Here is a 26475-nt window from a genome sequence, read left to right on the forward strand (position 1 = left end):
TTAAACAAAAAGCTCGCGCACCCCGAGCGCACCGTCTTTGAGGAGGAGCCATGGCTCTGTTCCACCGCAAGCGCACCGCCGACACCGGCGCCCATACCGCCCCCGCCGCCACCGCCGTCCTCGACGCGGACCCCGCGCTCGCGGCGCTGTCCGGCGACTACACCATCGACCCGGCCCACAGCAGCATCGGCTTCACCGTCCGGCACGCCATGGTCACCAATGTCCGCGGTGCCTTCGGCACGTACGAGGGCACGCTCCACCTGGACGGTGCCGAGCCGTCCCGCTCCACCGCCTCCCTGGACGTCACGATCGCCAGCATCGACACCGGGATCGCGGACCGCGACGGCCATCTGCGCAGCGCCGACTTCTTCGACGCCGAGACCTTCCCGCTGATGACCTTCCGCAGCACCGCCGCCGAGCGGGTGGACGGTGACCGCTACCGCATCACCGGCGATCTGACCCTCCGGGACGTCACCAAGCCGCTCACCATCGACCTGGAGTTCCACGGCGCGGCCACCGATGTCTACGGCGCCGAGCGGGTCGGCTTCGAGGGCAGCGCCGAGATCCTGCGCTCCGACTGGGGTCTGACCTGGAACGCCGCGCTGGAGACCGGCGGCGTCATGGTCAGCGACAAGGTCAAGCTCACCTTCGACATCTCGGCGGTCAAGGCGGCCCCGGGGGCCTGAGCCCGCACCGCTGCGCCCTACGGCCGCGGCCCCGCACCGGCCCCTCCCCCGAGGGCCGTGCGGGGCCGCGGCGTCCCCTGACGGTCAGTCCTGCGGCTCGACCCCGGCCCGCAGCAGCCCGTACGCATAGGCGTCGTCCAGCGCCTGCCAGGACGCGGCGATCACGTTCTCCGCGACACCGACCGTGGACCACTCGCCCCGGCCGTCGCTCGTGGAGACCAGCACCCGGGTGATCGAGCCGGTGCCCAGGGCGCCCTCCAGGATGCGGACCTTGTAGTCCACCAGCTCCATCGGGGCCAGCTGCGGATAGATCCGCTCCAGCCCCACCCGCAGCGCCCGGTCCAGCGCGTTGACCGGGCCGTTGCCCTCGGCGGTGGCGACGATCCGCTCCCCCTTGGCCCACAGCTTCACGGTCGCCTCGTTGGCGTGCGTACCGTCCGGGCGGTCCTCGACGATCGCCCGCCAGGACTCCACGGTGAAGTAGCGCAGCGCCCTGCCCTGCACCTCTTCGCGCAGCAGCAGCTCGAAGGAGGCATCGGCGGCCTCGTAGGTGTAGCCCGCCAGCTCCCGCTCCTTGACCCGCTCGACGACCCGGCCGACCAGCTCGCGGTCGTCGCCCAGGTCGACGCCGAGCTCCTTGCCCTTGAGCTCGATGGACGCCCGGCCGGCCATGTCGGAGACCAGCATCCGCATGGTGTTGCCGACCAGCGCCGGATCGATGTGCTGGTAGAGATCCGGGTCGACCTTGATGGCGGAGGCGTGCAGTCCGGCCTTGTGGGCGAAGGCGGAAACGCCGACGTACGGCTGGTGGGTGGAGGGGGTGAGGTTGACGACCTCGGCGATGGCGTGCGAGATCCGGGTGGTCTCGGCGAGCTTGCCGTCGGGCAGCACCTGACGGCCGTACTTGAGCTCCAGGGCGGCGACGACCGGGAAGAGGTTGGAGTTGCCGACCCGCTCGCCGTACCCGTTGGCGGTGCACTGGACGTGGGTGGCGCCCGCGTCCACCGCGGCCAGGGTGTTGGCGACGGCGCAGCCGGTGTCGTCCTGGGCGTGGATGCCCAGCCGGGCCCCGGTGTCCGCGAGGACGGTCCGGACGACGGCGGTGATCTGCGCCGGGAGCATCCCGCCGTTGGTGTCGCAGAGCACCACGACATCGGCGCCGGCCTCGCTCGCGGTGCGGACGACCCGCTTCGCGTAGACCGGGTCCAGGGCGTAGCCGTCGAAGAAGTGCTCACAGTCGAGGAAGACCCGGCGGCCCTGGTCGCGCAGGTAGGCGACGGTGTCCCGCACCATCGCCAGGTTCTCCTCCGGGGTGGTGCGCAGCGCCAGCTCCACATGCCCGACATGGGACTTGGCGACCAGCGTGATGACCGGGGCCCCGGACGCCAGCAGCGCGGCGACCTGCGGATCGTCCTCGACGCGGACACCGGCCTTGCGGGTGGCGCCGAACGCGACCAGCTGGGCGTGCCGGAAATCGATCTCCTCGCGGGCCCGCTGGAAGAACTCGGTGTCCCGCGGATTGGCGCCGGGCCAGCCCCCCTCGATGAAGCCCACTCCGAAGTCTTCGAGGTGCCGCGCGATGGTCAGCTTGTCGGCGACCGTGAGGTTGATGCCCTCGCGCTGGGCGCCGTCGCGGAGCGTGGTGTCGAAGACATGGAAGTCGTCGGGCACCGCGTCGGCGGGCCGGGGGGCGGGCGTCGTGGCGGGAGGGGGTGCGTCCGTCATGGTGGGTCTGACTCCTGTCGGGATCTCGGTCTACCGGAATAACCGGTTCCACCGCCCCTCCATGGTCCCTCGCGCTCCGCCTCCGGTGTGAGTGGGCCGGAGAAACGAAAAAACCTCTCGCGGGTGCGAGAGGTCTGCGCGCGGGTCTGGGACGACGGTGGCCACGCCGTACTCGGTTCGTACGGGGCGGTCACTGCGGACCGGCGCGCCTGCTGCCAATAATCATGGCGAACGAGAGCACGGTCCGCAGTGTGCCACAGTCCCGGGCGGCCCAGCGGGACGTCTCACTATGCGGGCGGGCCGTCCATCTGCGCGGTCCGCCCGTCCACACCCGCCCAGTGACGGAGCGCGGCGGTGGCCCGCGCCCGGTCCCGGGGCGCCAGCTTGGCGATGCTGACCACATGACTGGTGTGCGGCGCCAGGTAGACGTGCGCGTCCCGGCTGCCGCCGCCTGTACGGAACGGCTCGGCCCGCGTCGGGTCGTTCTCGCCGTACACCAGGCTCAGTTCACTGCCGTGACGCCGGACCCAGCGGTCGATATCGGGCATCGCGCCCGGCTGGAAGCGCAGCGGAATACTGCGCGGCACATAGGTCCGCGTCCTCTGGATGCCGGGGTAGCGCAGCTTGCCGGCCAGCTGGGGGGCGGCGAGTTCCACGAAGCCGAGCTGGGTGCCCAGCTGGTAGAAGGACGCGGTGACGGGCGAGAGGTGGCGGTCGGTGTAGCCGGGGAGGCCGACCGTGCCGTTGAACCAGAGGTACAGCGCGTCGCTGTCGGCGGAGGGCCGGGGGATGCGGTCGCAGCCCGTCTCGCCCGCCCGCATCCAGAAGAGCATGGGCAGTTGGAGCACGGTGAGCTCCAGGACGCGGTCGGCGCTTCCGATGGTGCGGAAGGTGTAGCCCCCGCGCGCGGCCCAGCGGGCGAGGCGGTCCGCCATCTCCGCTCGCCGGGCTCCCAGCAGCTCGCGCTGCACGGCGGTGAGTGCGGCCCGGCAGGCGGGGCTGCCGCGCTGCGCCAGGAAGCGGTCCACGGCGGTGTCGTCCCGGTCGTCGGTGTTGTTCGGGGCCGAGTACGCCACCGAGCCGGCCACGTCGTGCGGGTAGAAGCGCCGGTGGTAGACGGTGGCCATACCGCCCTTGCTGCTGCCGGTGGAGATCCACCGTGCGCGGTAGAGCGGCTTGAGCGCCTGGATCAGCCGGTGGTGGTCGCTCGCGGCCTGCCGGATGTCGAGCTTGGTCCAGTCGGTGGGACGGGGGCGGGAGGTGCCGAAGTACCGCTGTTCGGTGCTGATCTGGTTGCTGTCGAGGATCTCGGTCGGCTCGGCGCGGAAGCCGGGGCCCTGGTAGTTGAGGTCATAGCCGTTGGTGTGGAGGACCATCGGCCGGGCGGTGGACCGGTGCAGCAGGTTCAGCCGCTGGGCGAAGGTGCCCCGGTCGGGGTGCCGGTGGTCGACGGGCTGGCGGTAGGTCAGCGCGAAGGCGCGGTAACCGGCCGGGGCCGGGTTCTCCTTGACCACCCGCATACCGGGTACGGCCGCGAGCCGGGCGCCGATGTCGTCGGCGGCCGGGCGGGCCGCGGCCGCATGGTGCGCGCCGCGCGGGGCGGCCGGACCGGGCGCCGATGCGGCCGGGGCGGGCACGCCCATGGCCATCAGTCCGGGCAGCAGGAGCGTCAAGAGGAGCGGTAAGAACACGCGTCTCGTAGGTGTCATGCCTCCAGCCAAGCCGCTCCGCGGCACCGGCGAATCCTCTGTGAGGAGGGCCCCCTCCCCCACACGGGGGAAGGGGCCGGCCGTCAGGGCTGCGCCGTCAGTCGGCGACGGGCTGCCGCCCCGCCCCTACGCGCTCCGCGCTCCCCGCACCGGCGTCCTTCCCGACGTGGTGCAGATCGATGGACCGGGTCTCGCGCATCGTGAGGTAGACGATCAGCGAGACCGCGGCGCAGCCGGCCACGTACCAGTAGTAGCCGGACTCGATGCCGCCCTTCTTGAACCACAGGGCGACATACTCCGCGGTGCCGCCGAACAGCGCGTTGGCGATCGCGTACGGCAGTGCCACGCCCAGCGCGCGGATGCCGGTCGGGAACAGCTCGGCCTTCACACAGGCGTTGATCGAGGTGTAGCCGGTGACCACGACCAGGGCGAGCAGCGAGAGCCCGAGGGCCGGCCAGAAGCTGCCGGCGTGCCGGAGCAGGGTCATGATCGGCACGGTCAGGAAGGTCGAGCCGACCGCGAAGGTGATCAGCAGCGGACGGCGGCCGATCCGGTCGGACAGCTTTCCGGCGAACGGCTGGAGGCACATGAAGAGGAACAGCGCGCAGAAACTGACCAGGGAGGCGGTCGGTTTGGGCAGTCCGGCGCTGCCCGAGAGGTACTTGGTGAGATAGGTCGTGTACGTGTAGTACGCGACCGTGCCGCCCATGGTGAGCGCGATGACCAGGAACGCCTCCCGCTTGTGGGCCAGCAGCGCCTTGAGGGTGCCGCGCTCCGGGTCGCTGTTGGCGCCGTCGTCCGCGGCGTACACCTCGGTCTCCAGCATGTTGCGGCGCAGATAGAAGACGATCCCGGCGCCCAGCGCACCGATGATGAACGGGATCCGCCAGGCCCAGCTGTGCAGCGCGTCCTCGGACAGGGTGCGCTGCAGCACGATCTGCAGGCCGAGGCCGAGCAGCTGTCCGGCGGTCATCGACACGTACTGGAAGCTGGAGGCGAAGCCGCGGCGGCCGGGCGCGGAGGCCTCGGTGAGATAGGTCGCGCTGGCCGCGTACTCCCCGCCGACCGAGAGCCCCTGCAGCATCCGCGCGACGAGCAGCACGGCCACCCCGCCGTAGCCCGCGACCGCGTAGGTGGGCGCGACGGCGATCAGCACGGCCGAGGCGGACATCAGCGTGACGGTCAGCGTGAGCGCCGCCTTCCGGCCCCTGCGGTCCCCGACCCGGCCGAGCACCCAGCCGCCCACCGGGCGCATGAAGAAGCCCACGGCGAAGATCCCCATGGTGTTCATGAGGTTCGCGGTGTCATTTCCCTTCGGGAAGAAGGAATCCGCGAAGTAGACCGCGAAGCTCGCATAGACGAACCAGTCGAACCACTCGACCATGTTGCCGGCCGAGCCAACCCAGATCTTCTTCCATTGCTCTCGTCCCATAGCCGGTTACGGTCGCCGAACCGGGGGCCGTCGGCAAGGGCGCGGTCGGCAACGATCGCAGCTACTTACGTGCGTTGCGGTCATGGCGGGGCCGGGGAACACGGCCGGGAGCGCGGCTCGGCGCGCGGGCCCTCCCGCCGGGGCCATCACCCCTTTGGGCGTACCGGTGTCGTACTGTCAGGGCTGCCGGGGCGCGCCATCGCCCCGGTCTCCCTTTGTGCCCGGGTCATCCGAGAAAAGAGAAGGAAGCAACATGTCCGAACCGCAACCGCAAGAAGGGCAACGGCCGATTCCCGCCTCCGCCGACGAGGCGCTGGAGATCGGACGCGGTCACTTCCCGAGCACATGGCCGGGCGGGGAAGAACCCACGCTGCATGTCCATGAATTCGACCTCGGCTATTTGGTGTACCCGGTATTTCCGCCGAGGGAGGACCCCACCGCCTATCCGCGTGATCCCGGGGGCTCGCACATCGTGATCTCCAAGGCGGACGGCGCGGTGAGCGCGCTGCCCAACTACCCGCCGGAGCAGGCGATCGAGCTGTACCGCAGCCATTTCCGCCGGGAGGCGTGAGGCCGGGCAGATGTGGCGCGCCGGGACCGCGGCAGCGGCGGTTCCGGCGCGCCGTGCCATGAGGGGGCACCCCACGGGACGGCTGCGGCCGGGCAGGCGTTACTTCCGCGGCGCTGACAGCGCTTCGTCCAGGAACTCCCGTACATGGCCGCGCACTTCCTCCCGGTCCGTGCCGGGGAGGCCGACGACGAGCTGGGAGCCGAAGCCGTCGAGGAGGGCGCGGGTGCGGGTGGCGAGGCGTTCGGCGTCGACGGGGCGGAACTCACCCTTCGAGACGCCCTCGACAAGCAGGGCCACCAGGTCGCGGTGCCAGGCCAGTTCCAGTTCCAGCTGGCGTTCGCGGGTCTCGTCATCGGCACTCCGGGAGCGGTTCCACACCTCCAGCCACAGCGTCCAGCGCGGGTCCCGGTGGCCTTGCGGCAGATAGAGGTCCACCAGGGCGTCCAGCCGTTCGCGGGCCGGGACGCGGCGGGAGAGGGCGGCCCGGCGCTCGGCGCCGAGCTGCTCTTCGCTCCACTGGAGGGTCTGCAGCAGCAGCGCGTCCTTCGTACCGAAGTAGTAGAGGATATGGCCGCTGCTCATGCCGACCTCGCGGCCCAGTCCGGCCATGGTCAGCCGCTCCAGGCCCTCCGCGGCGATCGTCGCCATCGCCGCGGCCAGCACCTGCTCGCGGGGCTGGGTGAGCCGGCGCCGGGGGCGGCGCGCGGGACCGGGCACAGGGACCTCCGGGTCGGCTGGGGCGGGTCTGCGGATCAGACCGCCGGCTGCTGCTGGGTGATGCAGTGGATACCGCCACCCGCTGCGAAGATCGTACGGGCGTCCACGAGGGTCACCGTCCGCTCGGGGAAGAGCCGCCGGAAGATCGCGGCCGCCTCCTCGTCGCGCGGGTCGTCGAAGGCGCACAGCACCACACCATCGTTGCAGAGGTAGTGGTTGATGTAGGAGTAGTCGACCAGCTCACCGTCCTCCTCGATGACGGTCGGGGCGGGCACCTCGATGACCTCCAGCTGCCGCCCCCTGGCGTCGGTGGAGCCGCGCAGCAGCTTGCCGATCTCCTGGCAGACCGCGTGGTCGGGGTGGTCCGGGTCGGGCTGGGTGTGGACCAGCACGGTGCCGGGGCGGGCGAAGGCGGCGACGATGTCGACATGGCCGCGGGTGCCGAACCGCCCGTAGTCGGCGGCCAGACCGCGCGGCAGCCAGATCGCCTTGGTGGTGCCGAGGTGGGCGTGGATCTCGGCCTCCACCTCCTCCTGGGTACGGCCGGGGTTGCGGTCCGGGTCGAGCTGGACGGTCTCGGTGAGCAGGACGGTGCCCTCGCCGTCGATGTGGATGCCGCCGCCCTCGTTGACCAGCGACGTGGCGTAGCGGCGGGCGCCGGCCAGCGCACAGACCTGTCCGGCGATCTTCTCGTCGAGGTCCCAGCGGGCCCATTCCTGGGCACCCCAGCCGTTGAACACCCAGTCGGTGGCGGCGAGTTGGCCGCTGCCGTCGGTGAGGAAGGTGGGGCCGATATCGCGCATCCAGGCGTCGTTGAGCGGGCGCTCGACGATCTCGATGTCCGCGCCGAGCAGCGCGCGGGCGCCTGCCGACCGGCCGGTTCCGGCGACGACGGTGACCGGCTCGAAGCGGCGGACCGCACGGGCGACGGCGGCCCAGGCGCGGCGGGCCGTGTCCAGTGTCTCGCCGCCCTCCTCGCCGAAGGTGAAGCCGGGGCCGGGCCAGGCCATCCAGGTGCGCTCGTGACGGGCCCACTCCGGGGGCATACGGAAGCCGTCGGCGACAGGGGTGTTCATACGGGGGTCCTCGGGGTCTGGAGCGGTCTCTGACGATCTCTGGCGGTCTGTAGCGGTGTTACAGGCGGCTTCGCGCCGGTTCGGGCGACGCGGCCCGGCCCGGCCCGGTCACAGGAAATAGAGCCGGGACAGCGAGACGGTGTCGGCCGGTTCCGAGCGCATCGGGTCGCCGTCGAGGGTGACCAGTCCGCTGGCGCCGTCGACCTGCACCTGCCCGACCCGGGAGTTGTGGACGAGGTCACCGGGGCCGATACCGCGGGTGCCGCGGACGGCGACCCGGCGACGGCGGGTGGGCATCCCGTCACCGCCCTGTTCGGCCGCGGCCCGCGCGACGAAGGCGACGGAGATCTCGGCGGGCGTCGCCCCGTACGCCCCGAACTGCGGGCCGAGCACCAGGGGTTCGCAGGTGTCGGTGGCGGCGTTCGGATCGCCGGTGACGCCGTAGGCGGGGAATCCGGACTTCAGCACCAGCTGCGGCTTGGCGCCGAAGAACTGCGGCTTCCACAGCACGACATCGGCCATCTTGCCGACCTCGATCGACCCGATCTCGTGCGAAAGTCCGTGGGCGATCGCGGGGTTGAGGGTGAGCTTGGCGATATAGCGCAGCACCCGGGCGTTGTCGTCATGCGGGCCGTCGCCCTCCATCGGCCCGAGCTCGGCCTTCATCTTCCCCGCCATCGCGAAGGTGCGGCGTACGGTCTCGCCCGCGCGGCCCATGCCCTGGGCGTCGGAGGAGGTGATGCCGATCGCCCCGAGGTCGTGCAGCACGTCCTCGGCGCCCATCGTGCCGGCCCGGATGCGGTCCCGGGCCATGGCGGCGTCACCCGGCAGATCCGTCTTCAGATCGTGCACCGAGACGATCATGCCGTAGTGCTCGGCGACCGCGTCCCGCCCGAAGGGGAGGGTGGGGTTGGTGGAGGAGCCGATGACATTGCGGACCCCGGCCATCTTGAGGACGTTGGGGACATGGCCGCCGCCGCAGCCTTCGATGTGAAAGGCGTGGATGGTCCGGCCGTCCAGGACGCGCAGGGTGTCCTCGACGGTGAGGCACTCATTGAGGCCGTCGCTGTGCAGCGCGACCTGGACGTCATGGTCCTCGGCGACCCGCAGCGCGGTGTCCAGGGCTCGGGCATGCGCGCCCATGTCCTCGTGCACCTTGAATCCGCAGGCGCCGCCCTCCGCGAGCGCCTCGACCAGCGGGGCGTCGCCCGAGGAGGAACCACGGCCGAGGAAGCCGATGTTGACCGGCCAGGCGTCGAAGGCGCCGAAGGCGTGCCCCAGCGCCCAGGGGGAGTTGACGCCGACGCCCCAGACCGGCCCGAATTCCTGGCCGATGACCGTGGTCACGCCGGAGGCCAGCGAGGCCTCCATGACGCGCGGTGTGAGCAGATGGACATGGGTGTCGACGGCGCCCGCGGTGGCGATCATGCCTTCGCCGGAGACGATCGAGGTCCCCGTGCCGACGACGACATCGACCCCGTCGAGGGTGTCGGGGTTACCTGCCCGCCCGATCGCGTGGATACGGCCCTGGCGGATGCCGATGGACACCTTGCGGATGCCCTGGACCGCGTCGATGACCAGCACATTGCTGATCACCACATCGCAGGTCTCGCGGACCGAGGCGGCCTTGAGGTGCAGCCCGTCGCGGGCGGTCTTGCCGAAGCCGGCCAGGAACTCGTCACCGGGCTTCTGTGCGTCGGACTCGACCCGGACGACCAGGCCCGAGTCACCGAGAACGACCCGGTCACCGGCCCGCGGGCCATGCACCGACGCGTACTCGTGGGGGTCGATACCGCCCGTCATCCCTGTTCCTCCGCTCCCAGATAGCCGCAGGCGGCCGCCCGCCGCAGCGCTTCCGTCCTGGCGCCCGGTGCGTCCAGCGGGCCGTCGACGAGACCGGCGAAGCCGATCGCGATCCGGTCCCCGCCGACCGGGATCAGGCCGACCTCCGAGGCGCCGCCGGGGTCGAACCGCACCGACGAGCCGGCCGGGACGCACAGCCGCATGCCGTACGCGGCGGCCCGGTCGAAGTCCAGCCGGGGGTTGGCCTCGAAGAAGTGGAAGTGCGAGGTGACGCTGATCGGCACCGTCGCCGTATTGCGCACGGTCAGCACCACCGCGGGCACGGGCTCCGGGCCGGCCGGTCCGGGGAGCACCGCGCCGGGGGCGGGCGCCTCGTCGCCCCCGGCGGCCGGCGGGCGGGCGCCGATCGGGTCGCTGACCACCGCGAGCCGGGAGCCGTCGTCGAAGACGGCCTCCACATGCACCTCGGTGACCACCTCGGCCACGCCCGGCAGCACCTCGTCCGGACCGAGCACCCCGCGTGCCGCCTCGATGGCTTGCGCGAGGCGGCGCCCGTCCCGCGCCGCCTCGCAGACCGTGTCCGCGATCAACGCGGTCGCCTCGGGCACATTCAGCTTCAGCCCACGGGCCCGGCGCGCCCGCGCCAGCTCGGCCGCGCCGAACAGCAGCAGCCGGTCGCGCTCCGTCGGGGTCAACCGCATCCCGTCACACCTTCCACTCAATTTGAGCGTCACTCTAACCACGAAAATCGCCAAGAGGAAAGCATTGACCGACGGTACGGCCATAGGTCACATTGAGCGCTGCTCTAAATATCCGGCGCGATAGAGCGCCGCTCTAAAGGAGCACTGTTGTCCGGCCTCTCAGGGGAGCCCTCATGCCGATCGAACAACGCGGAGTCGACACCATCCCGGACGAGGAACGCACCAGCGGCCCTCGCGACCTGATCTCGATCCTGCTCGGATCGAACCTCGCCCTCGGCGTGGTGATCTTCGGCTGGCTCCCGGTCTCCTTCGGGCTCGGCTTCTGGCCCTCGGTGACCTCCCTGGCGGCGGGCACCCTCGTCGGCACCCTGCTGACCGCCCCGCTCGCCCTGGTCTCCTTGCGCAGCGCCACCAACCTGTCCACCAGCAGCGGTGCCCACTTCGGTGTGCGCGGCCGGCTGATCGGCTCGGTCATCGGTCTGCTGCTGTCGCTGGGCTACACCGCCCTGACCCTGTGGGTCGGCGGCGACGCGGTGGTGGGCGCGCTGCACCGGCTGACCGGGCTTTCCGCCGACGGCACCACCTACGCCCTGGTCTACGCCCTGCTGGCCGGCGCCACCGCCGTCGGTGCGGTCTACGGCTACCGGGTGCTGCTCCGGCTGAGCAAGGTGCTCGCCGTCGGACTGACCGTCCTGCTGGCCGTCGGCATCGTCGCCTACGCGGACACCTTCACCACCGCCGCACCGCCCGGCAGCTCCTATCTGCTCGGCGGCTTCTGGCAGACCTGGCTGCTGGCCGCCGTCTCCGCGGGCCTGAGCGGCCCCATCGCCTTCATCACCCTGCTCGGTGACTACAGCCGCTATATCTCGCCGCACCGGCACAGCGCCCGGACGGTCTTCGGCGCCACCTGTCTCGGCCTGGTCGTCGGTCTGCTGGTGCCGCAGCTCTTCGGTACGTTCACCGCGCTCGCGGTCGGTGCGGGCGCGGATTACGCGGGCCCGCTGGTGGCCGGTGCGCCGCTCTGGTACCTGGCTTTGCTGCTGCTGAACGCCTCGGCGGGCTCGGTCGGCAACTCCGGTCTGATGCTCTACAGCATGGGCCTCGACCTGGACGCGATCCTGCCGCGCGCGACCCGCACCCAGGCCACCTGTGCCGTCGCCGCGCTCGCGACCGCGCTGGTCTACGCCGGCCACTTCCTGTGGGCGGCGCAGGACGCGATGACCTCGTTCGTGCTGTTGATGACCGCCGTCGGTACGCCCTGGGCGGTGATCACCGTGATCGGTTTCGCGCGCTGCCGCGGTGCCTACGACCCGGAGTCGCTCCAGGTCTACAACCGCGGCACGCGCGGCGGCGTGTACTGGTACCGGGCGGGCTGGCACATCCGGGCGACGCTGGCCTGGGCGCTGGGCTCCGTGGTCGGCCTGCTGGGTGTGGACACACCGCTCTACCGGGGGCCGCTGCTCCCCCTGACCGGCGGTATCGACCTCAGCTTCCTGCTGGCGGCGGCCGTGGGCGGGACCGCGTATCTGCTCCTCACCGTTCGGGACCCGCGCCCGGTGGCGGCGCTGCGCGCCCTTCCGCCCGCTCCCCCGGCCCCGGCGTCCGAAGCCCCCGCGGAGGCCGGCTGAGCCGTCCCGGACCCGGCCGAGGCCGCCCCCGAGCGCTCTCGGGGGGCGGCCTCGATCAGGTCCGGGCGGGCAGGCGGCGTGCGGCGGCGAATTCAGGCCAGTACGGCCGCGGACTTGGTCCAGCGCGGCCGCGGGACCGGCCCGTCCCGGCCGCGGGCTCAGCCCAGCTCGTGCATCCAGCCGTGCTTGTCCTCGGCGACGCCCCGCTGGATGTCGAGGAGCGCGTCGCGCAGCTTCAGCGTGACCTTGCCGGGCTCGCCGTCGGACTGGGTCCACTCGCCGCCCGCGCTCTTGACCGTGCCGACCGGGGTGATCACGGCGGCCGTGCCACAGGCGAAGACCTCGGTGAGGGTGCCGTCCGCGGTGTCGGCCTTCCACTGGTCGATGGAGACCCGGGCCTCCTCCGCCTCGTAGCCGAGGTCGCGGGCGACGGACAGCAGGGAGTCACGGGTGACCCCGGCGAGCAGCGAGCCGGTCAGGGTGGGGGTGACGATCTTGTCGCCGTACACGAAGTACAGGTTCATCCCGCCGAGCTCCTCGACCCACTTGTGCTCCACGGCGTCGAGGTAGGCGACCTGGTCACAGCCCTGCTCGGCGGCCTCGGCCTGGGCGAGCAGCGAAGCGGCGTAGTTGCCGCCGGTCTTGGCGTCGCCCATACCGCCGGGGACGGCCCGCACCCGGTTCTCGGACAGCCAGATGGAGACCGGCTTGACACCACCGGCGAAGTACGCGCCCGCGGGCGAGGCGATGACGACGAAGAGGTACTCGTTGGCGGGCTTCACGCCCAGCCCGACCTCGGTCGCGATCATGAACGGGCGCAGGTAGAGCGACTCCTCGCCGCCGTGCGCGGGCACCCAGTCCTTGTCCTGCCCGACGAGCAGGTCGCAGGCCTCGATGAAGGTCTCGACGGGCAGCTCGGGCATGGCCAGCCGGCGTGCGGAGGCCTGGAAGCGCCGGGCGTTGGCGTCCGGACGGAAGGTGGCGACGGAGCCGTCGGGCCGGCGGTACGCCTTGAGGCCCTCGAAGATCTCCTGGGCGTAGTGCAGGACGGTGGTCGCCGGGTCGAGGGAGAGCGGGCCGTACGGCACCAGCTGGCCGTCGTGCCAGCCGCGGCCCTCCGTCCACTTGATCGTCACCATGTGGTCGGTGAAGTGGCGGCCGAAACCGGGGGCGGCCAGGATCTGCTCCCGCTCCGCGTCGGACAGCGGGTGCGAGGAGGGCTTGAGCTCGATCGTGGGCGTCGTCATGGATGCATGTCCTTCAGTGCGTGTGCGATACCGGGGGATACCTCCCAGCGGGGGCTGGGGAGCATCACCGGCCCAGCCCTCCGGCCGGGGGTAAGGGGTTCGGCCCCCCACCTTGCGGCACCGGTGCGTGGCTGCCGCGCGCTTGAGGCGCCTGAACGTACCGGTCGTTACTGGGACGTCCGAGTTTTCTCGTGGGCAACGATGCCACGTCCGATTATCGCCCGTGGGTCCGCGCCGCCGGAACCGCGTACCCGGTCCGGGTCCGAGGGTGGCACCCGGGGTGGGCGGGTGGCCCGCGGCGGGTGCCATACGGACAGCGCCGGGCCCTGGAGAGGCCCGGCGCTGTCGTGGTGCGTGGTGTGCGCTGTGGGCCTCAGCCCGCTACGCGTGCGGCCAGCGCATCGCCGATCTCGTCGGTGCTCCGCGGCGAGCCTCCCCCTTGGCCTGAAGGGCCAGGGAGGTGCCCCCATCTGGCCTCCAGGTCGGCGGCCACCGCCTCCTCGATCCGGGCGGCCTGCTGCTCGTAGCCGAGGTGGCGCAGCAGCAGGGCGACGGAGAGGATCGTCGCCGTCGGGTCGGCCTTGCCGGTGCCCGCGATGTCCGGCGCGGAGCCGTGCACCGGCTCGAACATCGAGGGGAAGTCGCCGGTCGGGTTGATGTTCCCGGAGGCGGCCAGGCCGATACCGCCGGTGACGGCCGCGGCGAGGTCGGTGAGGATGTCACCGAAGAGGTTGTCGGTGACGATCACGTCGAAGCGCTCGGGCTGGGTGACGAAGAAGATCGTCGCGGCGTCGACATGCAGGTAGTCGGTGGTGACCTCGGGGTACTCCTGGCCGACCTTGTCGAAGATGTTCTTCCACATGTGGCCCGCGTACACCAGCACATTGTTCTTGTGCACCAGCGTGAGCTTCTTGCGCGGGCGGGCGTTGGCCCGCTCGTACGCGTCCCGGACCACCCGCTCCACGCCGTAGGCGGTGTTGAGGCTGACCTCGGTGGCGACCTCGGCGGGGGTGCCCGTGCGCAGGCTGCCGCCGTTGCCGGTGTAGGGGCCCTCGGTGCCCTCGCGGACGACCACGAAGTCGATGTCCGGGCGGCCGGCGAGCGGCGTGGTGGTGTTCGGGAAGAGCTTCGACGGGCGCAGGTTCACGAAGTGGTCGAAGGCGAAGCGCAGCTTGAGCAGCAGCCCGCGCTCCAGCACACCGGACGGTACGGACGGGTCGCCGATCGCGCCGAGCAGGATCGCGTCATGCCGCTTGAGCGACTCCAGCTCCGCGTCGGGGAGGGTCTCACCGGTCGCATGCCATCGCCGGGCGCCGAGGTCGTACTCCTGGGTTTCCAGCTTGACGTCCTGCGGGAGGACCGCGGTCAGGACCTTCAGGCCCTGGGCCACGACCTCCTGGCCGATGCCGTCACCGGGGATCACTGCGAGTCGAATGCTGCGAGACATGTCTGGACCCTAACGCTCCGTCCCATGGATTGACACGTAACGTCCGCCATACGGACACATGGGGAGCCGGTCAGCTCACGTTCACCCGCCATCCCCACAACGGTCGGGTCACGCTGGGAAATTCGCTCCATGACTGGAAACACCCGGGGGGCCGCCCCCCAGCCCTCGCACACCCCCCGAGTCGGCATTCCGGAGCAGCTGGCGGCCCGGATGAGCATGCCGGAACAGCACGACTACCTCCGTACCAAACTGAGCCGCAGAGGTCTGCTGCGCACCTCGGCCGCCACCGCGGGAGTGGTCGCGGGCTCCGGACTGCTGGCCGGTTCGGCCCAGGGCCTCTCGCCCACCCTGCTCTCTTCGCCCGCCACGGCCGCCGTCGACGGCTCGCTGGTCGCCCCGTTCGGCCGCCATCTGGCCTTCGGCGCCGACCCCAGGAACCAGATGCGGGTGAGCTGGCAGGTGCCGCTCGCGGTCAAGCGGCCGTATCTGCGGGTGGGTCTGAAGCCGTGGGACCTGGGGCGCAAGATCGAGGCCGAGGTCCGCCCGCTGCACACCCCGTCGCTGTCCGCGAAGCTGCCGGCCGTGCAGCAGTATTACCTGCACGCCGCGCTGGACGGGCTGCGCCCGGGGACGACGTACTACTACGGCGTCGGCCACGAGGGCTTCGACCCGGCCGACCCGCGCCACTTCTCCACCGTCGGCACCTTCCGTACCGCCCCGGCCCGTCCCGAGCCCTTCGTCTTCACCGCCTTCGGCGACCAGGGAGTGAGCTATCACGCCCTGGCCAACGACCAGTTGATCCTGGGTCAGAACCCGTCCTTCCATCTGCACGCGGGCGACATCTGCTACGCGGACACCGACGGCGACGGCTCCGAGCACGACGCCTACGACGCCCGGGTCTGGGACCAGTTCCTCGCGCAGACCGAGTCGGTGGCCAAGTCCGTACCGTGGATGGTGACGACCGGCAACCACGACATGGAGGCCTGGTACTCCCCCAACGGCTACGGCGGCCAGAGCGCCCGCTGGACGCTGCCCGGCAACGGCCCGGACGCCAAGAACGCCCCCGGCGTCTACTCGTTCACCTACGGCAACACCGCCGTCGTCGCCCTGGACGCCAACGACATCTCCTACGAGATCCCCGCCAACCAGGGCTACACCGACGGCCGGCAGACCCGCTGGCTCGACCGCCGGCTGGCCGAGCTCCGCGCCGCCGACGGCATCGACTTCATCGTGGTCTTCTTCCACCACTGCGCCTTCTCCACCACCAACTCCCATGCCTCCGACGGCGCGGTGCGCGACGCCTGGCTGCCACTGTTCGAGAAGCACGAGGTGGACCTGGTCGTCAATGGCCACAACCACGTCTACGAGCGGACCGACGCCCTCAAGAGCGGACGGGTCGCCAAGAAGATGCCGATCGGCGCGAGCGCGGACTCCACCCGCGACGGCATCGTGTACGTGACCGCGGGCGGCGCGGGCCGGGCCCTCTACGACTTCCCCGTACCGGACAGCTACGAGGGACACGTCAAGGACCTCGACCATGTGGACACCTACCACTGGTCCAAGGGCCAGAAGAAGACCAAGGAAACCGTGGAGTGGTCCCGGGTCCGCTACACCGGCTACTCCTTCATCGCCGTCGAGGTGACGCCGGGCGCCCACCCGCGGATGAAGGTCACCGCCCTCGCCGAGTCCGGCGAGCGCATCGACCACTTCGAGGTGACCCGCTCCCCCGCGCAGTAATCAGCGCTCACCTGTAGGGGCACCCGGAATCCGGGCGCCCCTACAGGAACGCTCAGGAGAGAAAGAGCCACCGGGCCACGGACACCCGGATCCGCCAGCAGCAGCGGCAGGGCATCGACGCCTGCCGTGGCAGGACCGCCCCGCTTCGTGCGCGCAGCATCTCAGTGCCCGGTCGAGCCGCCGTTGTCACGGCGGTCGAGAGCGCGCTGGAGGGCAGCGGCCGCGTTCCGGCGGTCGGCTTCGCTGGTCGTACGGACGGAGCGACGGGTCCTGCGGACGGCAGTCTCGGCCATGATTCACGTCTCCTATGCCAAAGCCCCGAGAAAAAATGGGATACGTCGATCCAGCTGCGGCCGGAAAGGGCGGGGGCCACGGCACTCACAGGGGTCACCTGCGCTCACGCACCGGGCCACATCCGCACGCGCTCGATGGAGCGTTACGTTCGGCTTCCTACAACGCTAGGACAGCTCGGCCGTGATGTCTGCACAATTACTTGGCCTTCCTACTATCTGAGACGGCGCTCGTGTGCTCGAACGAGTGATCCCCGGATATTTGCAGGTCATGGAGGCGCGGGTGCTCCCTGGCGTGGCGGTGTCGCTTGTGCCACAAGGCCAAGCCCGCCCACACTGAGGAGGAGGTGCTACACCATGACCGCGCTCGCACAGGAGGCGCCCGTGACGATGTCGGAGATCACGACACCGGAGGACTCGACCCCCGAACCCGAGCTGGATGAGGTCCGGTGGCAGGCATGGAAAGCCATGGAACTCCCCGAGGGCTTCCACGCCGAGATCATCGAGGGGTCCATCGAGGTGTCGCCCACCGGCCGCCACAGCCACAGCCGCATCAGCTTTCAACTGCGCCGCCAACTGACCCAGTACCTCGACAAGCAGTCGAGTGCCTATGCCGTTACCAATGACACGAACATCATCCACGGCCGCAAAGTCTGGATTCCGGACGTCGTCGTCGCCCTCGAAGACGCCATCACCGCCACGGCGGACAACCCCGAATTCGTCGCCGAGGACGGCATCGGCCTCGATTCCCGCTGCGTGGCACTCGTCGCCGAGGTGGTCTCCCCCGGTCATGACTGCAAGAAGCGCGACCGCGTCCGTAAGCGCCGTGCCTACGCCGGTGCAGGCATCCCCGTCTACGTCATCCTCGACGACTACGACGGCCAGGGCACCGTCACCGTGCTGGCATCGCCCCTGCCCGACCAGGCGGTCTACACCGAGAGCCACCGCGTGCCGTACGGCAGGGAAGTGATCATCCCCCAAGGCCCCGCCAAGGGCTTCGTGATCGGCGAGGCCATCACCGGCCCCCCGCGCAACGCCTGAGACAACGACGGCGGCCCGGCACCCCCACGAGAGGGGTGCCGGGCCGCCGTCGTGCAGCGCAGGGGCCTCAGCCCATGTGCGGGTAGCGGTAGTCCGTCGGCGGGACCAGGGTCTCCTTGATGGAGCGGGTGGAGGTCCAGCGCATCAGGTTCTGCTTGGCGCCGGCCTTGTCGTTGGTGCCGGACGCGCGGCCGCCGCCGAAGGGCTGCTGGCCGACGACGGCGCCGGTCGGCTTGTCGTTGATGTAGAAGTTGCCGGCCGCGAAGCGCAGCAGCTCGCAGGTGCGGGCCGCCTCGGCACGGTCCTGGGCGATGACGCAACCGGTCAGGCCGTACGCGGAGGCCGACTCCATCTGGGTGAGCATGGTGTCGTAGTCGGCGTCGTCGTAGACGTAGACGCCGAGGATCGGGCCGAAGTACTCGTCCTTGAAGATCTCGTTCTCCGGGTCGGTGGAGACCAGGACCGTCGGGCGGACGAAGTAGCCCTCGCTGTCGTCGTACGTGCCGCCGGCCACGACCTCGACGGTCGGGTCGGCCTTGGCGCGGTCGATCGCCGCCTTGTTCTTGGCGAAGGAGCGCTCGTCGATGACGGCGGACATGAAGTTCGACAGGTCCGAGACATCGCCCATGGAGAGGGAGTCGACCTCGGCGGCGAACTCTTCCTTGAGGCCGGAGTTCCACAGCGACGCCGGGACGTAGGCGCGGGAGGCCGCGGAGCACTTCTGGCCCTGGAACTCGAAGGCGCCACGGGTCATGGCGGTCTTCAGCACGGCGCGGTCGGCCGAGGGGTGGGCGACGATGAAGTCCTTGCCGCCGGTCTCGCCGACGAGCCGCGGGTAGGTCTTGTAGTTCTCGATGTTGTTGCCGACCGTCTTCCACAGGTACTGGAAGGTCTTGGTCGAGCCGGTGAAGTGGATGCCCGCGAGGTCGGGGTGGGTCAGCGCGACCTCGGAGACGTCCTTGCCGTCGCCGGTGACCAGGTTGATGACACCCTTGGGCAGCCCGGCCTCCTCCAGCAGCTGCATCAGCAGCACGGCGGCGTAGGTCTGCGTCGGGGACGGCTTCCAGACCACGGTGTTGCCCATGAGGGCGGGCGCGGTCGGGAGGTTGCCGGCGATCGCGGTGAAGTTGAACGGCGTGATCGCGTAGACGAAGCCCTCAAGGGGGCGGTGGTCCGAGCGGTTCCAGACGCCGGGGGAGTTCGCCGGGGGCTGCTCGGCGAGGATCTGGCGCGCGAAGTGCACATTGAAGCGCCAGAAGTCGATGAGCTCACAGGGGGTGTCGATCTCGGCCTGCTGGGCGGTCTTGGACTGGCCGAGCATGGTGGCGGCGGCCATCGTCTCGCGCCAGGGGCCGGAGAGCAGGTCGGCGGCCTTGAGGATGATCGCGGCGCGGTCGTCGAAGGACAGCGCGCGCCAGGCCGGGGCGGCGGCCAGCGCGGCGTCGACCGCGTCCTGGCCGTCCTTGACGGTGGCGTTGGCGTACGTGCCGAGACGGGAGGCGTGGTTGTGCGGCTGGACGACGTCGAAGCGCTCGCCGCCGCCCATCCGGCGCTCACCGCCGATGGTCATCGGCAGCTCGATCGGGTTGCCGGCCAGCTCCTTGAGCTTGGCCTCCAGGCGGGAACGCTCCGGGCTGCCGGGGGCGTAGGTGTGGACCGGCTCGTTCACCGGCACGGGGACCTGGGTCACAGCGTCCATAGCGGCCGTGTCTCCTTCGATTTCGCTCGTCGGTTGTCGTACGTCGGTGGTGCGGCCGCGGCCGCTTCGGTTGGGCGGCCGCGGGCGCCGCCGTCCGGGAACATCCCCCCGGCTTCCAGCATCCACCCGCGCGGGCCCTTGGCGGACCCGATCAGCCCCGGGTCGCCAACGACCTCAGGAAGAACCCGAGGTTCGCGGGGCGCTCGGCCAGCCGGCGCATGAAGTAGCCGTACCAGTCGGTGCCGTAGGGGATGTACACCCGCATCCGGTGCCCTTCGGCGACCAGCCGCTGCTGCTCGGCCTCGCGGATGCCGTAGAGCATCTGGAATTCGTAGTCGGCCGGCTTGCGGCCGTTGCGGTGCGCCAGCTCCTGGGCGATGGCCACCATCCGCGGGTCGTGCGACCCGATCATGGGGTAGCCCTCGCCCTCCATCAGGATCTTCAGGCACCGCACATAGGCCCTGTCGACCTCCCGCTTGTCCTGGAAGGCGACGGTCGCGGGCTCCTTGTACGCGCCCTTGACCAGCCGCACCCGGGAGCCTTCCCCGGCGAGCGCACGGCAGTCGTCCTCGGTACGGAAGAGGTAGGACTGCAGCACCGCGCCCGTCTGCGGAAACCGCTCCCGCAGATCGGCGAGGATCGCCAGGGTGGAGTCGACCGTGGTGTGGTCCTCCATGTCGAGGGTCACGGTCGTACCGGCCTCGGCGGCGGCCTCGACCACCGGGGTGACGTTCTTCAGGGCCAGCTCATGGCCGCCGGCCAGCGCCTGTCCGAAAGCGGACAGCTTGACCGACATCTCGGCCTTGGCGCCGAGTCCCTGCTCCTTGAAGGCCGCGGCCAGCTGGAGGTAGGCATCGCGGTTGCGCAGCGCCTCGGCCGGGTCGGTGATGTCCTCGCCCAGGTGGTCGAGGGTGACCTCCAGCCCTCGCGCGGCCAGGGACCGTACGGCCGCCATGGACTCGGCAAGATGCTCACCGGCGACGAACCGCTCGACCACCGGCCGGGTGACCGGAGCGGCCGCGACGATCCGGCGGATGCTGTCACTGCGCGCTGCGGCCAGAAGCACGGGACCCAGCATGGGCACCTCCAGGATTCAGGGTGACGTGTACCGGGCGGACACCGGGCGGGCGAACGCTTCGGCAATATTGAGCCACCTGAAACTTAAGGATCTCGCCACTTCCCTGCCATCGACAGCTGTCACGCCTTCGTGGTCGGGATCTCAGACAGATGTATGAGAATGAGGGGGAGGTGACCGTTCAGTGGTGACTGTGGTGTGAGAGGTGTCGAAGTCACCGGCGGTGCCGGTGGTGCGGCAAGAGGAGAGGAGCCGGTCGGCCGATGCGGGGCGACTACCAGCAGCTCGTGGACGAGATCTCGGCGGCGCTCGGCGCACCGGCGACGCTGGAGGACCGGGACTTCGGCCTGATCGCGTTCGGTGCGCACGAGGGCGAGGACGACGAGGTGATGGACCCTGTCCGTACCCGCTCGATCCTCCAGCGGCGCTCCTCGGCGGCGGTACGGGCCTGGTTCGAGGCGTTCGGGATCGCCCGCGCCAAGACCGCGCTGCGCATTCCGCCGGACCCGGCGGCGGGCGTCTTCCGGGGCCGTATCTGTCTGCCCGTACGCCACCGGGGCATCGTGCACGGCTACGTCTGGCTGCTGGACGACGGACATCTGACCGACCTCGAACTGGGCAGCCGGGGCGCGCCGCCCGACCCGCGGATCGCGCAGGCCATGGAGACCGCCGCCCGGATCGGCGCACTGCTGGCCGACGAGGCCCGCGCCGGGGCCGAACTCGGCGATCTGCTGCGGGAGTTGCTGGTCGCGCCGCCCGACGGGCGCCCGGCCGCGGCGGCCGCGCTGCGCGATGCGCTGCGGGACAGCCTGCGCTTCACCCCGGGCACCCCGCTCACCCTGGTCGCGGTGCTGCCCTGGGACACCTCCGACACCGACGCGGCACCGCTGCCGAGCCTGCCGGGGCTGCTCGCGGCCTGTGCGCTGCCGAGGGGCGGCGGCCCGGCGGACGGCCCGGCCGCGGCGGCGGACGAGCCGGAGCCCGCCCCGCGCCCCGGCCGCGACGGCCGCACCGGGCCCGCCGCCCCTCCGCAGCCCGCGGCCCCCGCACCCGCCCTGGCCGCACTGGTACGGCTGCGCGCGGCCGGCGCCCCCGCCCCGGCCCACACGGTGGCCGAGCATCTGCTGCGCTCCCCGCGCGCGGCCGCCGGACCGGCCGAGGGGCAGACACCGCGCGGCGGCCCGGGGCATCCCCCGCCGCGGCCGGGCGCCGCCGGAATCGGCGCCGGCACCAGGGAGTTGACGGACCTTCCGGCCACCTGGCGGGAAGCGCTGGACGCGGCCCGCGCGGCGCACGCCGAGCCCCGGCTGGGCCCGATCACCCGTTGGGACGCCATCGGCGCGTACCGCATGCTGACGGCCCTGCCGGGCACCGCCCCCGACCCGGCCATCGGCCCGCTGCTGGCCCCCGCGCACGCCGAACTCGCGCGCACCGCCGAGGTGTTCCTCGACTGCGCCGGCCAGGCGAGCCGCACCGCACAGGCCCTGGGCATCCACCGGCAGACGCTCTACTACCGCCTGGGCCGGGTGGAGAAACTGACCGGCCTCGACCTGGACGACGGCGAACACCGACTGCTGCTGCACATGGCCCTCAAGGCAGCACGGTTGTGAAGGGCCGGGGGCTACGGGCGCGGGGCCAACGACGACCCCTGGGTCACTTCCCCTTGCCCAGCACCTCTCCCGCGGTGACCCGGCGCAGCGCGGTCGCCAGGTCGTGGCCAGAAGGCATGGTTTCGGGGGTGAGCAGTGACTGGACCATCAGGCCGGTGAGCAGCGCCTGGTAGAAGGAGCCGACGACGCGTGCCGCCTCCGCGTCGACCTCGGTGTCCGGCACCCCTTCGAAGACCGCGACGAGCCCCTCGCCGCCCTCCGGGAGCACCTCACCGATCGCCTCGCGCAGGGCCGCGTCACGGGGCAGCAGCCCCAGCACCTCGACCTGCGCGGCGATGAACTCCCGCTCCGTGGCGATCCGTTGCAGGAACTGGTCCCAGACGGCGGCGAACCGCTCCAGCGGATCGGCGTCGGCCGGCTCCGCCTCGTCGCCGCTCGCCGGCACCTGGGCGACCCCGGCCCCCCACTCCTCGGTGGACGCGATGACCGCCTGGCGCATCAGGGCGTCCTTGGATCCGTAGTGGTATCCGATGGAGGCGAGGTTGGCGCCGGACGCGGCCACGATGTCGCGGGCGGTGGTGCCCGCGTACCCCTTCTCCAGAAGGCAGCGCTTGGCGCCCTCCAGAAGATCTTCACGGTGTCCCATGAGCGCAGCCTATCCCCACACGTACGCTCGTACCAGACGACCGTTTTAGACGTACGTATAGCCCCCTCCGCCACGGGATCATTGCGGCTCGTCGCCCTCGTCACCACCCCCACCCGGCCGGGTCATCCCGTAATGGCGGTACAGCTCGGCCTCCTCGGAGGGGTCGAGATGGCCATTGGCGTCGATCCTCGGCGCCGCCTTGATGGTCGCCTTGGCGTGCGGAACATGCAGTTCATCGCCGGACCGCTGGGCACCGGCGAGCGGGATGAAGGTCTCCTTCATGCCGAACAGCCCGGTACGCACCGTGACCCACTCGGGCTCGTTGGTGGCATCGTCCCGGTAGACCTGCTGGACCTTGCCGACCTTGGTGCCCTCCGCATCGACCACATGCAAACCGGTCAGGCTCTGCGGGGCATCACCCAGGGGTGCATTCATGGCGTCTCTCCTTCCGCACGCACCGGCGGGGGCACGCACAGTTCCCATTGCGCGCCGCGAACATCTCCGCTGCGAATCGGGCGGACCGGCAGCCGACGGCACCGGCGGCCCCAGGACGGTGCCGACGGCCCCCGCGCCCCCACCCCCGGATACGCCATTCGGGTGAATGCCCGAGCGGCGAGCCCTCCCCGGACGCCCGCTCGCCGACCGCGACAGCCGCCGTACGATGCGGGCACGCAAACGGGCCCGGCCCCCGCGCGAAGCGGAGCCGGGCCCGTTGGCCTGCGAAGACCTGGCGGTCAGTCGCCGAGGTTCACCGCACGCACCGAGGTCGCGCCGATCTCCTCGGCGATCTCGCTGAGCACGTTCGGCGGAATCGTGTCGTCGACGGTCAGCGCGACCAGCGCCTCACCACCGACATCGGCCCGCGAGACCTGCATATTGCCGATGTTGATGCCCGCCTCGCCCAGGATCTTGCCGACGGTGCCGACGACACCGGGGCGGTCGCTGTAGCGCAGGAACGCCATGTGATCGGCGAGCGACAGGTCGACGGAGTGCTCACCGACCGCGACGATCTTCTGGATGTTCTTGTGGCCGGCCAGGGTGCCGGAGATCGACACCTCGTCGCCGCCCGCGAGGGTGCCGCGCACGGTCACCACATTGCGGTGCTCGGGCGACTCGCTGCTGGTCGTCAGCCGCACCTCCACCCCGCGCTCCTGCGCGAACAGCGGAGCGTTGACGTAGGACACCGTCTCGTCCACGACGTCCTCGAACACGCCCTTGAGCGCGGAGAGTTCGAGCACCTTGACGTCATGCTGGGTGATCTCGCCGTACACCTCGACATCGAGGCGCATGGCGACCTCACCGGCCAGCGCGGTGAAGATCCGGCCGAGCCGCTCGGCCAGCGGCAGTCCCGGCTTGACGTCCTCGGCGATCACTCCGCCCTGGACGTTGACCGCGTCCGGCACCAGCTCGCCGGCCAGCGCCAGCCGCACCGACCTGGCGACCGCGATACCGGCCTTCTCCTGCGCCTCACCCGTCGACGCACCGAGGTGCGGGGTGGCGACGACCTGGTCGAACTCGAAGAGCGGGGAGTCCGTGCAGGGCTCGACGGCGTAGACGTCCAGGCCCGCGCCGGCCACCCGGCCCTCCTTCAGCGCGCTGGCCAGCGCCGCCTCGTCGACGATCCCGCCCCGCGCGGCATTGACGATCCGGACCGAGGGCTTGACCTTGTGCAGCGCCTCGTTCCCGATGAGGCCGACGGTCTCCGGCGTCTTGGGGAGGTGCACGGTGATGAAGTCCGAGACCTGGAGCAGCTCATCGAGGGTCAGCAGCTTGACGCCCATCTGCGCGGCACGGGCCGGCTGGACGTAGGGGTCGTAGGCGACGACCTTCATGCCGAACGCCGACATCCGCTGGGCGACCAGCACGCCGATCCGGCCGAGGCCGACCACACCGAGGGTCTTCTCGCTGAGCTCGACGCCGGTGTACTTGCTGCGCTTCCACTCGCCGTTCTTCAGGGCGGTGTTCGCCTGGGGGATGTTGCGGGCCGTGGCGACCAGCAGACCGCAGGCCAGCTCGGCGGCGGTGACGATATTGGAGGTCGGGGCGTTGACGACCATCACGCCGGCCTTGGTGGCGGCGGAGACATCGACATTGTCCAGGCCCACGCCCGCGCGGGCGACGACCCGCAGCTTCCTGGCGGCGGCGATGGCCTCGGCGTCGATCTTCGTCGCGCTGCGCACGAGGACGGCGTCGACATCGGCGATGGCGGGGAGCAGCTCGGCACGGTCAGCGCCGTTGCAGTGCCGGATCTCGAAGTCCGGGCCGAGGGCGTCGACGGTGGCGGGCGACAGCTCTTCGGCGATCAGTACGACAGGTTTCGAGCTCACGTGGTCTTCAGTCCTCACTAGTCCTTCGCGGACGGCCGTCCCGACGGCCGAAGGCGGTGAAGGGGGCATGCCGCGTGGAAGACGCACGACGCTGTGAGCCTGACGCGCTTGTGCTTGGCAGTGTAGTGGCGGTGCGGGGCGTGTCCTGTGCCGTTGCGGAAGGATCACCCGTGCGGGCTTCTACGCGGCGGACAAGGCGCCGGGGGCGCCATGGACGAGGGGGCCGCAGCATCCGCCGCGACCCCCTGTCCCCTGGCTTACGCCTCGTCGTCCACCCAGCTCATCAGCTTGCGGAGCTTCTTGCCCGTGGTTTCGAGCAGGTGGTCCTCGTCGGCCTTCTTGTACTCGTTGTACTTCGGCAGACCGGCGTTGTACTCGGCCATCCAGTTGTTGGCGAAGGTGCCGTCCTGGATCTCGGCGAGCACCTTCTTCATCTCGGCCTTGGTCTGGTCGGTGATGATGCGGGGGCCGGTGATGTAGTCGCCCCACTCGGCGGTCTCGGAGATCGACCAGCGCATCTTCTCCAGGCCGCCCTCGTACATGAGGTCCACGATCAGCTTCAGCTCGTGGAGGCACTCGAAGTACGCGATCTCGGGCTGGTAGCCCGCCTCGACCAGGGTCTCGAAGCCGGCCTTGACCAGCGCCGAGGCGCCACCGGCGAGCACGGCCTGCTCACCGAACAGGTCGGTCTCGGTCTCCTCGGTGAAGGTGGTCTTGATGACGCCGGCGCGGGTGCCGCCGATGCCCTTGGCGTACGACAGCGTCAGCGCGAAGGCATTGCCGGACGCGTCCTGCTCGACGGCCGCGATGCACGGCACGCCGCGGCCCTCTTCGTACTGGCGGCGCACGAGGTGGCCCGGGCCCTTGGGGGCGACCATGCACACGTCGACATTGGCCGGGGCCTTGATGAAGCCGAAGCGAACGTTCAGACCGTGACCGAAGAACAGCGCGTCGCCGTCCTTGAGGTGGTCCTTGATGGACTCCTCGTAGACCTTGGCCTGGATCGGGTCCGGCACCAGGATCATGATGACGTCGGCCTCGGCCGCCGCCTCGGCCGGCGTCACCACACGCAGGCCCTGCTCCTCTGCCTTGGCCTTCGACTTGGAGCCCTCGTGCAGACCGACCCGCACATCGACACCCGAGTCACGCAGCGACAGTGCATGGGCGTGGCCCTGGCTGCCGTAGCCGATGACCGCGACCTTGCGGTTCTGGATGATGGACAGGTCGGCATCGTCGTCATAGAACAGCTCGGCCACGGGTCTCTCCTTGGATCTAGCGGGTGCCCACACAGTACGTCGGGCGGGGTGG

22 protein-coding genes are annotated in these 26475 nt (G+C 70.8%); 6 read left to right on the plus strand and 16 right to left on the minus strand.

The features are described 5' to 3' along the window. Positions 1-50 precede the first annotated feature (50 nt). Entirely contained in the window at positions 51-686 is a 636-nt protein-coding gene (locus STRTU_RS10035; protein WP_159743226.1) for a YceI family protein, read from the plus strand. Positions 687-770: 84 nt separating this feature from the next. Here STRTU_RS10035 and cimA read toward each other — a convergent pair whose 3' ends face one another. The 3 genes from cimA to STRTU_RS10050 form a co-directional block, all read right to left on the minus strand. Next, complete coding sequence (cimA, locus tag STRTU_RS10040; protein ID WP_174878836.1) at positions 771-2411, minus strand: citramalate synthase; 1641 nt, start codon at positions 2409-2411, stop codon at positions 771-773. 287 nt (positions 2412-2698) lie between these two features. After that, complete coding sequence (locus STRTU_RS10045) at positions 2699-4102, minus strand: S28 family serine protease (protein WP_246240322.1); 1404 nt, start codon at positions 4100-4102, stop codon at positions 2699-2701. 115 nt (positions 4103-4217) lie between these two features. Continuing rightward, positions 4218-5552, minus strand: coding sequence for an MFS transporter (locus tag STRTU_RS10050; protein ID WP_159743228.1), 1335 nt, complete (start codon positions 5550-5552; stop codon positions 4218-4220). A gap of 253 nt (positions 5553-5805) precedes the next feature. Between STRTU_RS10050 and STRTU_RS10055 the strand changes: the two genes are divergently transcribed. Next, positions 5806-6123, plus strand: a complete 318-nt coding sequence (locus tag STRTU_RS10055) for a hypothetical protein (protein ID WP_246240325.1) — start codon at positions 5806-5808, stop codon at positions 6121-6123. A 99-nt stretch (positions 6124-6222) separates the two neighbouring features. Here the strand turns inward: STRTU_RS10055 and STRTU_RS10060 are convergent, their stop codons facing one another. The 4 genes from STRTU_RS10060 to ureA all read right to left on the minus strand — a co-directional run bounded on the left by STRTU_RS10060 (position 6223) and on the right by ureA (position 10420). After that, entirely contained in the window at positions 6223-6840 is a 618-nt protein-coding gene (locus STRTU_RS10060) for a TetR/AcrR family transcriptional regulator (protein WP_159743229.1), read from the minus strand. Between the two features lie 35 nt (positions 6841-6875). Beyond that, a complete protein-coding gene (locus tag STRTU_RS10065; protein WP_159743230.1) occupies positions 6876-7916 on the minus strand; it encodes an agmatine deiminase family protein in 1041 nt (346 codons plus the stop codon). Between the two features lie 108 nt (positions 7917-8024). Further along, a complete protein-coding gene (locus STRTU_RS10070; protein WP_159743231.1) occupies positions 8025-9719 on the minus strand; it encodes an urease subunit alpha in 1695 nt (564 codons plus the stop codon). Further along, complete coding sequence (gene ureA, locus STRTU_RS10075) at positions 9716-10420, minus strand: urease subunit gamma (RefSeq protein WP_159743232.1); 705 nt, start codon at positions 10418-10420, stop codon at positions 9716-9718. The genes STRTU_RS10070 and ureA overlap by 4 nt, the downstream gene beginning before the upstream one ends. Before the next feature lie 173 nt (positions 10421-10593). On the opposite strand from ureA, the gene STRTU_RS10080 reads away from it, so the two are divergent. Next, complete coding sequence (locus STRTU_RS10080) at positions 10594-12048, plus strand: cytosine permease (RefSeq protein WP_159743233.1); 1455 nt, start codon at positions 10594-10596, stop codon at positions 12046-12048. A 158-nt stretch (positions 12049-12206) separates the two neighbouring features. Here STRTU_RS10080 and STRTU_RS10085 read toward each other — a convergent pair whose 3' ends face one another. Then, a complete protein-coding gene (locus STRTU_RS10085) occupies positions 12207-13295 on the minus strand; it encodes a branched-chain amino acid aminotransferase (RefSeq protein ID WP_159743234.1) in 1089 nt (362 codons plus the stop codon). Positions 13296-13668: 373 nt separating this feature from the next. Continuing rightward, on the minus strand, positions 13669-14742 hold the full coding sequence (locus STRTU_RS10090) for a 3-isopropylmalate dehydrogenase (RefSeq protein WP_159743235.1): 1074 nt from the start codon (positions 14740-14742) through the stop codon (positions 13669-13671). Between the two features lie 129 nt (positions 14743-14871). Between STRTU_RS10090 and STRTU_RS10095 the strand changes: the two genes are divergently transcribed. Beyond that, the gene (locus tag STRTU_RS10095) at positions 14872-16479 is read left to right on the plus strand and encodes a purple acid phosphatase family protein (protein ID WP_218039302.1); all 1608 of its coding nucleotides are present in this window, start codon (positions 14872-14874) and stop codon (positions 16477-16479) included. A 161-nt stretch (positions 16480-16640) separates the two neighbouring features. Here the strand turns inward: STRTU_RS10095 and STRTU_RS10100 are convergent, their stop codons facing one another. Next, positions 16641-16772: a hypothetical protein gene (locus STRTU_RS10100; RefSeq protein ID WP_269777349.1), complete on the minus strand. Its 132-nt coding sequence runs from the start codon at positions 16770-16772 to the stop codon at positions 16641-16643. A 354-nt stretch (positions 16773-17126) separates the two neighbouring features. Here STRTU_RS10100 and STRTU_RS10105 point away from each other — a divergent pair, with 354 nt between their 5' ends. Beyond that, complete coding sequence (locus tag STRTU_RS10105; RefSeq protein ID WP_159743236.1) at positions 17127-17810, plus strand: Uma2 family endonuclease; 684 nt, start codon at positions 17127-17129, stop codon at positions 17808-17810. Positions 17811-17877: 67 nt separating this feature from the next. On the opposite strand, the gene pruA is transcribed toward STRTU_RS10105, so the two are convergent. Continuing rightward, the gene (gene pruA / locus STRTU_RS10110) at positions 17878-19509 is read right to left on the minus strand and encodes an L-glutamate gamma-semialdehyde dehydrogenase (protein ID WP_159743237.1); all 1632 of its coding nucleotides are present in this window, start codon (positions 19507-19509) and stop codon (positions 17878-17880) included. Between the two features lie 151 nt (positions 19510-19660). After that, positions 19661-20587: a proline dehydrogenase family protein gene (locus tag STRTU_RS10115; RefSeq protein WP_159743238.1), complete on the minus strand. Its 927-nt coding sequence runs from the start codon at positions 20585-20587 to the stop codon at positions 19661-19663. Positions 20588-20847: 260 nt separating this feature from the next. Between STRTU_RS10115 and STRTU_RS10120 the strand changes: the two genes are divergently transcribed. Beyond that, the gene (locus tag STRTU_RS10120) at positions 20848-22194 is read left to right on the plus strand and encodes a PucR family transcriptional regulator (RefSeq protein WP_159743239.1); all 1347 of its coding nucleotides are present in this window, start codon (positions 20848-20850) and stop codon (positions 22192-22194) included. A 43-nt stretch (positions 22195-22237) separates the two neighbouring features. On the opposite strand, the gene STRTU_RS10125 is transcribed toward STRTU_RS10120, so the two are convergent. From STRTU_RS10125 to ilvC, 4 genes are all read right to left on the minus strand, one after another. Then, positions 22238-22840 (minus strand): TetR/AcrR family transcriptional regulator, encoded by a 603-nt coding sequence (locus tag STRTU_RS10125; RefSeq protein ID WP_159743240.1) that lies wholly within the window; start codon positions 22838-22840, stop codon positions 22238-22240. A 78-nt stretch (positions 22841-22918) separates the two neighbouring features. Next, complete coding sequence (locus STRTU_RS10130; protein ID WP_308789367.1) at positions 22919-23275, minus strand: PRC-barrel domain-containing protein; 357 nt, start codon at positions 23273-23275, stop codon at positions 22919-22921. A 299-nt stretch (positions 23276-23574) separates the two neighbouring features. After that, a complete protein-coding gene (gene serA, locus STRTU_RS10135) occupies positions 23575-25167 on the minus strand; it encodes a phosphoglycerate dehydrogenase (protein WP_159743241.1) in 1593 nt (530 codons plus the stop codon). Between the two features lie 257 nt (positions 25168-25424). Beyond that, positions 25425-26423 carry a ketol-acid reductoisomerase gene (gene ilvC / locus STRTU_RS10140; RefSeq protein ID WP_159743242.1) on the minus strand — a complete coding sequence of 333 codons (999 nt, stop codon included), beginning with the start codon at positions 26421-26423 and terminating at the stop codon, positions 25425-25427. Positions 26424-26475 lie beyond the last annotated feature (52 nt).

This window comes from Streptomyces tubercidicus, assembly GCF_027497495.1.
Taxonomy (GTDB): Bacteria; Actinomycetota; Actinomycetes; order Streptomycetales; family Streptomycetaceae; genus Streptomyces; species Streptomyces tubercidicus.